The organism is Serpentinicella alkaliphila (genome assembly GCF_018141405.1).
In the GTDB taxonomy this organism is placed as follows: domain Bacteria; phylum Bacillota; class Clostridia; order Peptostreptococcales; family Natronincolaceae; genus Serpentinicella; species Serpentinicella alkaliphila.
Window position 1 is genome coordinate 782,634 of record NZ_CP058648.1, and the last position, 13,698, is coordinate 796,331.

Sequence of the window (13,698 nt, forward strand, 5' to 3'; positions counted from 1 at the left end):
ACTACTCACCCCTAACTACTTTCACTGACTGACCCTCTACAACATATTGCTGTCCTTTTATAATTACTACATCCCCCTCTTTTAGGCCTTCTTTTACTTCTATATATAAGCCTGTGTCTAAACCAAGTACAACCTCTTTTTGAACTGCTTTTTCATCTTCTACAACATATACTAATTTTTCACCTTCACTGTCAATAATTGCCCTACTTCTTACTACCAATACATCCTGACGACTTTCTATATTAAACTTTATAGATCCACTCATTCCAGGCTTAATTCTATGGTCTTTATTTGTAATATTTACCTTTACTTTATACAATTGAGTTCTAGCATCTGCAGCGGTACTAATAAAATCTATTTTCCCCTTTAGCTCACCTTCTAAGGATGATGGTATATCTACGGTTACTTCCTGCCCAATATATAATCTATTAATCATGTTTTCCGCTACATCAAACTGTAAACTAACCTTGTCTATATCAATTATAGTTGCTACAGGTTGTGCACTGCTAACTAACTGGCTCTCTATAGCACTTAAACTAGAAATTACACCACTTATAGGTGCTATAACTAATGTATTATCTAAAGCACTACTAGCCTGATCATAGGCCTTCTCTGCCTGACGAACTTGAATTTCTGCGGTTTGTAAAGATTTATCTGAAGCTGCCATTTCAGCCTGCTCTAACTGAGATTTGGAAACAGCTCCTGCTTCATAAAGTGACTTTGTTCTTTCTAACGCTAGAAGAGCATCTAAGTATCTTTCCCTAGTTGTTTCATACTGTATTTTCGCTGTCTGTAATGAATTAGATGCCTGTTCTATGCTCCTTAAAATATCATCCTGTTTTAAAACAAATAGCACATCACCTTTTCTAACATAGTCACCAAGATTTACATTTTTACTAACTACTGTACCTGGCATTTGTGGTATCACCATAACTTCTTCATTTGCAAATACTTTACCATTTAAACTTATTTCTTTTCCTATGGTATCCTTTTTTATACTCTCAACCTCAACAGGAACATAGGCTACTTTCTCTGTCACCGTTTCCTGTACCACATTATTTTTTTTACTTAAATTTCTTGTTGTTAGTACTGCACCTATTAAAACTATAACTACTATAATATAAATTACGGTTCTTTTCACTTTAATACCTCCTGCTTTCCTATGGAATAAATGCTTCCATAGTATATCAGTGGAATATTAACTCAATATGAACAAATATAAAAAATAAGGTAAAAATAAAAAACATAATAAAAAGCAAAATAAAAAATGAAAATAAGCAAACACTTACATATTATAAGTTGACCCAACTATGCTTTTATTTAATAAATGAACAGTATTTATGACAAACTATATTACAGATACTAAACTAATGGAGGTACCATTTATGGAGAAGAAACATTACTTAGTAACAGGTGGCTCGGGATTTCTAGGTATCAACTTAATTAGATACCTTTTAGATAAAGGACATACAATAACTTCTTTAGACATAAAGGATTTTAATTATCAAGAGAAAAATAGAATAAAAGAAATAAAGGGGGATATTAGAGATAAAAAAATAGTTGATAAGGCTATGGAAAATATAGATATAGTTGTCCATTCAGCAGCAGCCCTACCTCTATATACAAAGGATGAGATATTTTCAACGGATGTGGACGGTACTAGAAATATTTTAGAATCCGCATTAAAACATAAAGTTGAAAGAGTAGTACATATTTCATCCACAGCTGTATATGGAATTCCAGATCATCATCCGCTATTAGAGGATGATAAATTAGTAGGTGTTGGACCATACGGTGAAGCTAAAATATTAGCAGAAGAGGTTTGTTTAGAATATAGGGAAAGAGGGATGTGTGTTCCAATTATTAGACCTAAGTCCTTTATAGGTCCTGAACGTCTAGGTGTTTTTGCACTATTTTATGATTGGGCAAAGGATGGAAAAGGCTTCCCAATGATAGGTAGTGGAAGAAATAGATATCAATTTTTAGATGTTGAGGATCTATGTAATGCAATCTACTTAACTGCTACATTAGATAAGGAAATTGTAAATGATACATTTAATATAGGGGCTAAAGAATTTACAACAATGAAAGAGGATTATCAGGTAGTATTAGATTATGCAGGCTATGGAAAAAGAATTAAGCCTTTTCCAGCTGCTCCTATGATAGTTACTCTGAGATTGCTAGAAAGACTTAATCTATCACCCCTATATAAATGGGTATACGAAACCGCTTCAAAGGATTCATTCGTATCTATAGAAAAAGCAGAAAAAATACTAGGATTTAAAACTAAATACTCTAATAAGGATGCTTTAATTAGAAACTATAAATGGTATATAGAAAATCTAGAAAACTTTGAAAACCAATCAGGCGTATCCCACAGAGTACCCTGGAAACAAGGGATATTAAAGCTGGCCAAAATATTTTTTTAAACCAAAAACAACACACTTTGCAAATAGTTGTTTTTGGTACTCATTGTATTAAATAATTACTTTTGATAATATAGTTTCCAATAAAAATTCTGATACATATATTTTACCTTCAACAATCAAGCTTTTTTATAACGATATTCTATTTAATATATATTAAATCTAATTTCTCAAAAGCAATTGATTATATATGGATCGCAGTTATTAAAAATATTTCTTTGTCATTTAGCGATAGTTCCCACACTTATATACAATCCCTACGCCTGCTATAAAAGTAATAATTGAAATTATAGATAACTGTTCAGGAAAAAGGATTTTTGATGACCCTAAAATAAGGCCTGAAAAAAAGAACAAAATTTCAGATTGAAATTTAGCAAATAAGGTTTTTAACACCTGACTTATTGTGATTAGTCCAAACCCTGCTCCAATTACAAAAACAGATATGCTTACGAACCTAAGCTCTCTTACAACTAATAGAATTTCTTCATAAATACCTAAAACAACCAAAATAGAGCTCCCAGAAATTCCTGGTATCATCATAGCTATACTAGATATAAATCCTGCTATAAAGGTTTGTCCTATTGTAATGCTTCCCACATTTTTTAGAGTTGGCATGTACATTATGATATATGCTAAAATTACTCCGATAACAAGTATAAGGTTATTTCTTTTTGAAAATCCTGTACTTCTTTTAAGAATAAAGGGGATTGACATAACAATGCAGCCTAAAATAAATGATGAGGTAGCACTTTTATGAAACTCAAATAAATATGAGAGCAAATATACGCCTGTAAAACCACCTATTAGGGTACCTGTCCCCAGAGATATGTATGACTTTATAGGGATTTTAAATATTCCACTTAATATACGTTCGTGCATACCAAATAACAGCAATATTGTTCCCCCACTTATGCCGGGAAGAGTCATTCCTATACCAAGTATTATTCCCTTAATAAATAATTGGAGTTGATGTTCATTAAGCTCTAAAGCTTCATCTACTATCTTTTCCATTTGTTTAATCCCCCTAAAATTTTAAAAAAAGCTATTTTTTACACTCCTAGTTATACCAAAAACCCCAGCCCAGATACATTAGATAATTTTCCATAAAAATAACATTATATTTCTAGAACACTAAGTAATATAAAAGTTACTTAGGAAAAAATGTTTTTAAATATATTTTAAATTTGTATACTACCAATAATTCACTAGTATTTATTACAAACTTACGTTCAAACACTACTTTGCTCTTGTAAAGTTAGCTCTAAATATTGTAGACTCAGCTATTTTTAGATACTGTTCTTTGCTGCTTATGAAAATAATAGCACCTGGTTTAGTAGTTACTTTGAAGAACCATTTACTTTTCTATTTTATAAAGGATTAACTATCAATAATTTTCTACAAATAATTCTTAGTAGCCAATCACTTATCTTATTTAACTCGTTACACTTAGTTTTGGTTGGTTATCTCTTGCGTCAACCTTTACTTTATTTTTTTAATTCTCTATTATTAAGCTCATTTTTTTATTCTCTTTTATATTCTTACATGAAAAAATTATACCACAAAACCATTGAATCTTAAAATATTCATTAGGTTTTGTGGTTTTTTATTAAAAATATTACTTTCACTAACAGGTTTAAATATCAATACCAATCCTTATTTCATATCCTTTTCAGTAATATTCTTTGTTTCTTATTTTGTTAATTTTTAAAACTCCGACTTTTAAACAAAGTCAATTAAAATATATTTGTTTTATCAGAAGATAGTAAACAAAAAGTCTCGACTAATATAGAAATTTACAGTATTCATCTGTATACAACAAATACCGAGCAGTGTTTTACTAATCGCTTTTTTATAAATAAAAATTTCTAGTTCACAAAAACTTATATATTTAAATAGTATAATATTTTGAGAATACTATTGTTCTAAGCCTTCCTGATCTCATATGTAGGAACTATTCTAGTCATATACTCCTTAATATCACTTTGTTCATTAACGAGAAGTGTCTGTAGTATGGCTAATTCTCTTTGTAGTAATTTAAGGTCTGTGAAAATTGGATTTGCCACAAAGATTTTATCATGCTTAGTTGTAACAAGCCCTTCTTCCTCTAATAAAAGTTCTTCGTAGAGCTTTTCTCCAGGCCTCAAACCAACAACCTTTACTTCTATATCTTCATCAGGCTCAAATCCGGATAATCTTATTAGATTTCTTGCTAAATCAATAATCTTTACAGGCTCACCCATATCAAGTACAAATATCTCTCCACCTTTAGCCATGGATCCCGCCTGAATTACTAACTGGACTGCCTCCGGTATGGTCATAAAGTATCTGGTAACCTCTTCATGGGTTACAGTTACCGGTCCTCCTTCTTTAATTTGTTTTCTAAACAAGGGGATGACACTACCATTACTTCCTAAAACATTTCCAAACCTTACAGCAACAAATTCAGTTTTACTTGTTTTATTTAGGGACTGTACTATCATCTCTGCAACCCTTTTAGTTGCTCCCATTACATTTGTTGGGTTAACGGCCTTATCCGTAGAAATTAGTACAAACCTCTTTACTCCAAAATCATGGGCACATTCTGCAACATTTAGAGTTCCAAAAACATTGTTTTTTATTGCCTCTTGAGGATTTTTCTCCATTAATGGTACATGTTTATGAGCTGCAGCATGGAATACAACCTCCGGTTTATATACTGCAAATATTTCCTCAATTCTTTTCCTGTCCCTTATTGATGCTATTAACACTTCTAGGTCCAATTCAGGGAACATCCTAATGAGTTCATTCTGTATATCATAAGCATTATTTTCATAAATATCTAGAATTAAAAGTTTCTTAGGCCTGAAACCACTTATTTGCCTACAAAGCTCTGAACCAATTGACCCACCGCCCCCAGTTATTAAAACAACTTTACCGGACAAATAGTCACTTATATCCTCTAGATCCACCTGTACTGCCTCTCTACCTAGCAAATCCTCTATCTCTACATCCCTTACATGCTTAATACTTACATTTCCATCGATTATTTCATAAATCCCAGGAACTATCTTTAAGCTACACTTAGTTTTACTGCATTCCTCAACAATCTCTCTAATTATTCTTTTCGGAGCAGAAGGAATAGCTATAATTATTTCATCTATTTTCTTTTTATCTACAATCTTTCTTATATGATATCTGTCCCCAAGGATTGGTACCCCATTAATTCTACTACCTAATTTTGAATCATCATCATCTATAACTGCCACGGCCTTACTTTTTAAATTCTCATGATTCTTTAATTCTTTAATTATTAAAGCCCCAGCTTGCCCTGCTCCAATTACCAATACTCTTTTTATATCCGAGTCTTTTGCCTTAAACATATGCTCCTTTGCATTAGAATATACCCTATAGCCTATTCGAACACAACCTATAAGGATAACATCTAAAATAAAGGCAAGTATGTAAATACTACGAGGCAATTTATATTGCATTAAAACCATATATGCTACTACTGCCGTATTTGCCCCAAAAGATGATATAACTATTTGAAATAACTCCTGTATACTCGCGTATTTCCATAGATTTCTATATAAGCCAAATACAAATAAAAGGCCCACTTTTATCATAGTTACAGTAATTAAATTATCAATATATAACTGAAAGTAGGGACCTGCTACCCTTCCATTAAACTGTCCATCAAATCGTATGTAAAATGCTAGAATATATGCTATATTAATTAAAATAGCATCTATTCCCATCAATAACCCTATCATTACCTTTTTCTTCATAAAAGTCATCCCCACTTTTTTTCCTTACTATACCCTCTCTAAGGTAGCAACTATTTCCTCATATACCTCTTCATAGCCTGGCTTACCTAATAGCCTAAACATGTTTCTTTTATATGCTTCAACCCCCGGTTGATCAAAAGGATTTACCTCTAGTAAATATCCACTCATGCCACAGGCCTTCATAAAGAAGTAAGTTAAATATCCATAATAAAAGGGAGTAATCTCTGGTAGATTTATTACTATGTTAGGCACTCCACCATCGGTATGGGCAGCCAATGCCCCTTCCATAGCCTTTCTATTAATATAATCCAGGGTTTTTCCCTCCAAATAATTTAGTCCATCTAAATTTAATTTATCCTTACTTATAGCTATATCTTCCTGACTCTTTTCTATATTTATAGCTGTTTCAAATATGTTCTTTTTTCCATCCTGTAAGTATTGACCTAAAGAATGTAGATCCGTTGTAAAGTTCATTGAGGCTGGAAAAATACCCTTTCCATCCTTCCCTTCACTTTCTCCAAAGAGTTGTTTATACCATTCTCCCATATAATATAGATTTGGCTCATTTGTTACCATAACCTCTGTTGTTTTACCCCTAGAATAAAGAAGATTTCTCAAGGCCGCGTATTTATAGCAATTATTAGTCTTTAAACTATCATCACTTAAATCCGCCTGAGCCCTCTTAGCCCCCTCTAAAACATCCTCTATATTTATCCCGGATACAGCCATAGGTAGTAATCCAACTGGAGTTAACACTGAGTACCTACCACCAATATTATTTGGAATTACAAAGGTTTCATAGCCTTCCTGACTTGCTAACTCCCTTAATGCCCCATGACTTCTATCCGTAGTGGCATATATTCTGGTCATGGCCTCTTTTTTACCATATCTATTTTCCATATACTCTTTAAAAATTCTAAAGACGATTCCTGGTTCTGTAGTTGTGCCGGATTTGGATATAACATTTAAGGATATATGCTGATCCCCGATAACATCTAAGAGATTCTTTATGTACATTGGACTAATATTGTGTCCCGCAAAATATACTTTAGGGCCCTTCCTTTTTTCCTTAGGAAGCTCATTATAAAAGTTGTGGTTAAGCATCTCAATAGCAGCCCTAGCACCTAAATATGATCCCCCGATACCTACTACAATTAAGACATCAGATTCTTTCTTTATTTTTTCTGCAACTTCCTTTATTTTTTTAGTCTCTTCTTGTTCATAGCTACTGGGTAGATTTATCCAACCTAAATAATTACTTCCTTCACCATTTCCTCTATGTAGCATATTGTGGCATAGCTTTATTCTTTTTTCCATACTACTTAAATCATTTTTACTTAATACTGATACCACATTACGATAATCTATAGTTATCTTTTCCATTCCCTCATCACCTACTTCCAGTTCTTAATCCAATTTCATCCTATTATAAAATATAAATATTTAAACCAATTATTCCAATTATGATATATTACATTTTAGATTTTTTCTATTATAATATCCTTAACAAGAATTATACCAAATATTTAAAGGAATTTGGTTGATTTTTATAAATTGGATCTGGTAATATTTCTATATTACACCTTGGATTAGGTCATCTACAAAGGAAATAATTTTATATAAAACACTTTTGCTTTCTTCCATAGAGTCTTCCTTAACCCCACCGTATATTTTAAGCTTGGGTTCAGTTCCCGAAGGCCTTAGGGCTATCCATGCTCCATCTTCCAAAATAAATTTGATAACATCCGCTTTTGGTAAGTCTATTTCATCTACTTCTCTAGCTTCATCTAAATATATTATAGAAGAATCTTTATAGTCTTCAATAGCTACAACTTTTTTACTGTCAATAAACTGAAGTTTCTCTTTCCTAAAAAACTCCATAATCCTACCTATTTTATTTAATCCATCCTTACCTTCAAGGGTAATAGATTTTAAATCTTCCAAATAGAAACCATATTTATTATACAGTTCCATAAGAGCATCATATAGGCTCATCCCTTTGGAGTAATAATAGGCTGCCATCTCACATATGAGCATAGAGGTGACTACGGCATCCTTATCTCTAGCATGGGTTCCTGCTAAATAACCAAAGCTTTCCTCATAACCAAATATAAAGTTTTCACCTGTTTTTTCGAACTCTTTTATTTTTTCTCCTATGTATTTAAATCCCGTTAGGGTATTAATAACATCAATACCAAAGCTCCTAGCAATATCGGTACCCAATTCACTAGTTACGATTGTTTTTATTATTACATCTTTATCCCCTAATCTACCCGTTTCTTTTAATCCTGAAAGAATATATTCTACTAAAAGAGCACCTGTTTGATTTCCTGTAAGAACAACATACTCTCCATTCCTATCCTTAACTACTGCTCCCACTCTATCGCAATCCGGATCTGTACCTAATATTAAGTTAGCATCCTCCTTCATAGCCAATTTAATTGCTAGCTCAAAGGCTTCCTTTTCTTCTGGATTCGGATATTTGACAGTTGAAAATTCAGAATCTGGAAGTTCTTGCTCTGGAACTACAAAAACATTACTAAAACCAATTTCTTTTAAAACTCTTCTTACTGGAATATTTCCCGTTCCATGTAATGGAGTATAGACTACTTTAAATTCTTGCCCAACGTTTTTTACTATTTTTCCTCTTATACTTTGCTTCTTTACTTCCTCAATATATGCGTCATCTATTTCAGAATCTAAGTTGACTATTAATCCTTGTTCTGTAGCTTCACCTATACTTATAATTGCAATAGATCCAAAATCATTAACTAATCCTATAGATTCAATTATATCTTTCGCTTTCTCAGAGGATATTTGGGCTCCATCTTCCCAATATACCTTATACCCATTGTACTCCGGTGGATTATGACTAGCCGTAATTACAATTCCTGAAATACAATTTAAATACCTAATAGCAAAGGAAAGCTCAGGCGTAGTCCTAATGGAATTAAATAGATACACTTTAATTCCATTAGCAGTTAAAACCCTAGCTGCCTCTTCAGTAAATTCTCTCGACATCCTTCTATTGTCATAGGCTATAACTACACCTCTAGTTTTAGCTTTTTCACTACTACTTTCTATATGATTAGCTAATCCTTGGGTAGTCTTTCTAACCATATATTTATTTATTCTATTGGTCCCTGCCCCTATAACTCCTCGAAGTCCAGCAGTTCCAAACTCAATTTCCTTAAAAAATCTATCCTCAATTTCCTTATAATTCTCTTTAATATCCTCTAATTCTTTCTTTGTATCTAAATCGAAACAGGGTTCTTCAACCCAAATCCTATATTTTTCTAAAGTTTTAGCTTCCATATTTCTCCCCCCAAGAGGTTACATAAGAGAACCTCGGTATATAACCGAAGTTTTTACATTATAGTACTAAATACCTGTATATTCTATGAATTACTTCAAAATTCCTTCTTTTTACAAATTTTATATTTTCTAAATATTGGACCCAGATATATTTTGTAGATTTTATATTCATAGCTACCCAAAGATGTGATAAAGAAAACTGGTGCCAACCAAAATACAAGCTATAAATTATATCAAAAATAGCTCGGATTTAGTTTTTGAAGTGGACAACTTTATTGCCAAATGTATCCCTAGAAAGTATAAAATCAAATTTTTGCTCATTAATAAGTATGTCAACTTTAACTTTAGAAATAATCTGGTGCTAGAATATAAATAGTACAAGTTGAAAGTGGAAAATTCCAAAAATAAAGTTATAATGAAATTAGTGAAAGATGGAGGAATAGACATGAGTAAACAGTATACAAAAGAATTTAAAGAGGATGCAGCTAGGTACTATTTAGAGCATAAAGACTTAGGATTAATGGTTTGTGCAAAGAATTTGGGGGTAAGTAGAACAGCATTATCAGCTTGGGTAAAAGAATCAAAGTCAAATAATGGTGAGGTGCCTACGAGAGGATCTGGTAATTACCAAAGTGATGAAGCTAAAGAAAATGCAAGACTACGTAAAGAGTTAAGAGATGCGCAGGATGCATTAGAAATACTAAAAAAGGCAATCAGCATTCTGGGAAACTAACAGAGGCTCTCTTTATAGAAACATCCCAAAAGGAAGATGAATTAAATGAAGAGGGAAAACGCCGGCTTAATGTTAGCGGAGTGCTTAAAATACTAGGCGTTTCTAGGAGTGGTTATAATTCCTTTAAGAGAAGGGTTCCTTCTGATATGAATAAAAGAAAAGAATATATAAAGGTTCAAATTAAGCAAATACATGATGAGTCTTATCAGAACTATGGAGCTCCTAAAATAACACAGCGATTACAACAAAATGGAGAAACCATATCAGAAAAAACAGTAGGTAATTATATGAGAGAAATGGGAATAAAAGCCCAATATGTAAAGCCTTATACGGTTACAACAATAGATTCGAATTTTAGTGAGGAACTTACTAATATATTGAATAAGGAATTTAACCCATCCGAACCAAACGCAGTATGGTGTTCTGATATTACATATATTTGGACCTATGAAGGGTTTGTATATTTAACTAGTATAATGGACCTGTATTCAAGAAAAATAATATCTTGGGTGCTTAGTACTACCCTAGAAGCAAAATGGGTAATAGAAGCAATTAATAAAGCCAAGGCATCACGGAATATAAGTAAACCATTAGTTATGCATTCAGATCGCGGGGTGCAATATACATGTACAGCATATCAAAAATCTACAGAAAAATTTATAAATAGTTATTCTAGGAAAGCTAATCCATGGGATAATGCATGTATAGAATCATTCCATGCATTAATTAAAAGAGAGTGGATAAATAGATTCAAGATATTAGATTATAATCATGCATATCGATTGGTTTTTAACTATATAGAAGCATTTTATAATACAGTAAGAATACATAGCCATTGTGGATATTTATCTCCAAATCAGTATGAAGCTGAATATAACAAGGAGCTAAGCAAATTATACCAAGAAGCGAGTTGACATAATGTTGAATGATGAAAATATTAAGAAAATCCTAATTTAACTTGTACTTTTTCTTGACATAGTACCATGCATTGATTTTCAACTCATCAAACAACTTGTCTACATCGCATGGGAGAGTATCACCTTTAAACAGCACACCACCGAGAATAAAGTCGTTGGCAATGACTTCTTCTGCATTCACACCAACCTCTGTCAATCTAAACTTGCGGACGTTCCCGGTCTCATCATAATAGAAGCTGCACTTCTCATCAAATAATGGTAAGTCTGAAAACTCGCTAATCAAATTTCTATATTCATCAACATCCATGTTAATCACCTCCCACAATTCACCTATTAACAAATTATTCTGTAAATTTCCTTTGTATAGAAACGGACATCTCTGCAACTAAAATGTCCGTTCTCTTTCACTGCATATCTCGGTGTCAAAGTAATCATGTCTACCTGGTAATAATGTTTAGACGCTCCCTATCCCCACCACCCTATGTGGAGAGATAGTTTCTTGGCGATTTGGGAAGTGGCTCATAATAGTATGTCAGGATCCTCTTAATCTTCTCTCCCCGCAGCAACCTCAGCTAAAGATCCTACTTCTTTCTCAACTACCTTCACTAAATAAGATAAGAATTCATCTCTCAAATCACTTCTTCTAAGAGCTGTCTCAACAGTAGCTTCAAGGAATCCCTGCTTGTTTCCTACATCGTATCTTTTGCCTATAAAATCATAAGCGTACATGTCTTCTTTAAGAGCCAGCTCTTTCAAAGCATCCGTCAGCTGAATCTCTCCACCTTTACCAGGCTTTGTTTCAGCTAAGATATCAAAGATACCTGGATTGATGATATATCGTCCTAGGATTGCAACATTTGATGGTGCTTCATCTACAGCAGGCTTCTCAACTAGCCCCTTGACGGTGTAGACTCTATCCGAAACACGCTCTCCATCAACGATTCCGTATTTACACACGTCTTCATCCTTAACAGTTTGAACGCCTAACACACTCGTCTTATACCGATCATAAACTTCTATCATCTGCTTTAGACATGGTTTTTCCTCATTATATACAACATCATCGCCAAGCATAACAGCAAAAGGCTCGTTGCCAACAAAGGTCTTTGCACGGTAGATGGCATGTCCTAATCCCTTGGCTTCTTTCTGTCTTATATAGTGGATATCGACAAGATCAGTGATATCTCTAACTACTTTTAATAATTCTTCATTGGCTTTTTTCTCAAGTTCCAGTTCCAATTCAACATTTTTATCGAAGTGATCCTCGATTGCTCTTTTGCTTTTTCCTGTTATTATTAGGATCTCTTCAATTCCACTATCGATTGCTTCTTGTATAATATATTGAATTGTAGGTGTATCTACAATTGGTAACATTTCCTTTGGCATAGCCTTTGTAGCTGGTAAGAATCTCGTTCCAAGGCCAGCTGCTGGTATGACTGCTTTGCGTACTTTCATATTTGATTTGGACCTCCCCTTTTGATTAATTAGGGCTGTATTGATCGCCCTTCTATGTTTAAACAGCCCTAAACAGTGTTAGGGCTTAAAATATCTACTTCTCATATCCATCAGGATTACTCTTATGCCATCTCCAAGCATCTTCAATAATCTTCTCTAGTGAATCAAACTCAGGTTTCCATCCCAACACACTTTTTGCTTTTTCAGATGAAGCAATTAGTGTTGCTGGATCGCCAGCACGTCTTTCTTTCACTTCTGCCGGAATTGGATGGCCAGTTACTTTTCTTGTTGTCTCAATTACTTGTCTTACTGAGTAACCATTGCCATTTCCGAGGTTAAATATATCACTGTGATTTCCTTCTCTTAGATACTCAAGTGCTTTATAGTGAGCTGAAGCAAGGTCCATAACATGGATATAATCTCTTACGCATGTTCCATCTTCAGTCGGATAGTCATTTCCAAACATATAAATCTTATCACGCTTGCCTAACGGGACTTGAAGAATCAGTGGAATAAGGTGTGTCTCTGGATGATGATCTTCGCCTATTTCACCCGTCTCATAAGCTCCTGCAGCATTAAAATATCTAAGCGATACATACTTTGTGCCATAAGCCTGGTCAAACCACTTCATCATCTTTTCCATAGCGAGTTTCGTCTCACCATAGGTGTTAGTAGGGCTTGTCTCATCAGATTCTATGATTGGTATGTTCTTAGGCTCTCCATATGTTGCTGCTGTTGATGAGAATACAATCTTATTTACGTTGTTCTCTTTCATCACATCTAGAAGACATAGCATCCCATAAACATTGTTATGATAATATTCATATGGCTTTTCCATACTCTCTCCAACTAGAGAGTTTGCCGCAAAATGAATAACCGCTTCGATATTATGCCTTTTAAATACTTTATCTAATTGGTCTTTATCTCTAATGTCAATCTTATAAAGATGATCCACGTCTATAGAAGCTTCATGGCCACTTTGCATATTATCGACAACGATAATTTCTTCATTCTGTTTTTGAAAATATTTCACCGTATGGCTGCCTATGTAGCCAGCTCCTCCAGTTATTAGTATTGGCATATTG

Annotated in this window: 11 protein-coding genes; 3 read left to right on the forward strand and 8 right to left on the reverse strand. The window is 33.4% G+C overall.

The annotated features are described in order from the left end of the window. Position 1: 1 nt before the first annotated feature. Positions 2–1,141 (reverse strand): efflux RND transporter periplasmic adaptor subunit, encoded by a 1,140-nt coding sequence (locus HZR23_RS03975; protein WP_243098215.1) that lies wholly within the window; start codon positions 1,139–1,141, stop codon positions 2–4. A 244-nt stretch (positions 1,142–1,385) separates the two neighbouring features. Between HZR23_RS03975 and HZR23_RS03980 the strand changes: the two genes are divergently transcribed. Further along, entirely contained in the window at positions 1,386–2,429 is a 1,044-nt protein-coding gene (locus HZR23_RS03980; RefSeq protein WP_132848372.1) for an NAD-dependent epimerase/dehydratase family protein, read from the forward strand. Between the two features lie 222 nt (positions 2,430–2,651). Here HZR23_RS03980 and HZR23_RS03985 read toward each other — a convergent pair whose 3' ends face one another. From HZR23_RS03985 to HZR23_RS04000, 4 genes are all read right to left on the reverse strand, one after another. Further along, complete coding sequence (locus HZR23_RS03985) at positions 2,652–3,437, reverse strand: DUF368 domain-containing protein (RefSeq protein WP_132848371.1); 786 nt, start codon at positions 3,435–3,437, stop codon at positions 2,652–2,654. A gap of 911 nt (positions 3,438–4,348) precedes the next feature. Next, positions 4,349–6,193, reverse strand: a complete 1,845-nt coding sequence (locus HZR23_RS03990) for a polysaccharide biosynthesis protein (RefSeq protein WP_132848370.1) — start codon at positions 6,191–6,193, stop codon at positions 4,349–4,351. A gap of 27 nt (positions 6,194–6,220) precedes the next feature. Beyond that, complete coding sequence (locus HZR23_RS03995; RefSeq protein WP_132848369.1) at positions 6,221–7,576, reverse strand: glucose-6-phosphate isomerase; 1,356 nt, start codon at positions 7,574–7,576, stop codon at positions 6,221–6,223. 189 nt (positions 7,577–7,765) lie between these two features. Then, the gene (locus HZR23_RS04000) at positions 7,766–9,508 is read right to left on the reverse strand and encodes a phospho-sugar mutase (protein WP_132848368.1); all 1,743 of its coding nucleotides are present in this window, start codon (positions 9,506–9,508) and stop codon (positions 7,766–7,768) included. Between the two features lie 445 nt (positions 9,509–9,953). Between HZR23_RS04000 and HZR23_RS04005 the strand changes: the two genes are divergently transcribed. After that, positions 9,954–10,241, forward strand: a complete 288-nt coding sequence (locus tag HZR23_RS04005; protein WP_213050260.1) for a transposase — start codon at positions 9,954–9,956, stop codon at positions 10,239–10,241. 14 nt (positions 10,242–10,255) lie between these two features. Further along, positions 10,256–11,155, forward strand: a complete 900-nt coding sequence (locus HZR23_RS04010; protein ID WP_249536765.1) for an IS3 family transposase — start codon at positions 10,256–10,258, stop codon at positions 11,153–11,155. A 34-nt stretch (positions 11,156–11,189) separates the two neighbouring features. On the opposite strand, the gene HZR23_RS04015 is transcribed toward HZR23_RS04010, so the two are convergent. From HZR23_RS04015 to galE, 3 genes are all read right to left on the reverse strand, one after another. Beyond that, a complete protein-coding gene (locus tag HZR23_RS04015) occupies positions 11,190–11,465 on the reverse strand; it encodes a ubiquitin family protein (protein ID WP_132849365.1) in 276 nt (91 codons plus the stop codon). Positions 11,466–11,701: 236 nt separating this feature from the next. Beyond that, positions 11,702–12,613, reverse strand: coding sequence for a UTP--glucose-1-phosphate uridylyltransferase GalU (gene galU, locus HZR23_RS04020; protein WP_132849366.1), 912 nt, complete (start codon positions 12,611–12,613; stop codon positions 11,702–11,704). A 94-nt stretch (positions 12,614–12,707) separates the two neighbouring features. Continuing rightward, positions 12,708–13,694 carry a UDP-glucose 4-epimerase GalE gene (gene galE / locus HZR23_RS04025; protein WP_132849367.1) on the reverse strand — a complete coding sequence of 329 codons (987 nt, stop codon included), beginning with the start codon at positions 13,692–13,694 and terminating at the stop codon, positions 12,708–12,710. Positions 13,695–13,698: the final 4 nt, after the last annotated feature.

What these genes read in the sequence shown, in the direction of transcription:
- HZR23_RS03980 (WP_132848372.1), top strand. Translation starts at nt 1,386, where the DNA reads ATGGAGAAGAAACATTACTTAGTAACAGGTGGCTCGGGATTTCTAGGT.
- HZR23_RS03985 (WP_132848371.1), bottom strand. Translation starts at nt 3,437, where the DNA reads ATGGAAAAGATAGTAGATGAAGCTTTAGAGCTTAATGAACATCAACTC.
- HZR23_RS03990 (WP_132848370.1), bottom strand. Translation starts at nt 6,193, where the DNA reads ATGAAGAAAAAGGTAATGATAGGGTTATTGATGGGAATAGATGCTATT.
- HZR23_RS03995 (WP_132848369.1), bottom strand. Translation starts at nt 7,576, where the DNA reads ATGGAAAAGATAACTATAGATTATCGTAATGTGGTATCAGTATTAAGT.
- HZR23_RS04000 (WP_132848368.1), bottom strand. Translation starts at nt 9,508, where the DNA reads ATGGAAGCTAAAACTTTAGAAAAATATAGGATTTGGGTTGAAGAACCC.
- HZR23_RS04005 (WP_213050260.1), top strand. Translation starts at nt 9,954, where the DNA reads ATGAGTAAACAGTATACAAAAGAATTTAAAGAGGATGCAGCTAGGTAC.
- HZR23_RS04015 (WP_132849365.1), bottom strand. Translation starts at nt 11,465, where the DNA reads ATGGATGTTGATGAATATAGAAATTTGATTAGCGAGTTTTCAGACTTA.
- galU (WP_132849366.1), bottom strand. Translation starts at nt 12,613, where the DNA reads ATGAAAGTACGCAAAGCAGTCATACCAGCAGCTGGCCTTGGAACGAGA.
- galE (WP_132849367.1), bottom strand. Translation starts at nt 13,694, where the DNA reads ATGCCAATACTAATAACTGGAGGAGCTGGCTACATAGGCAGCCATACG.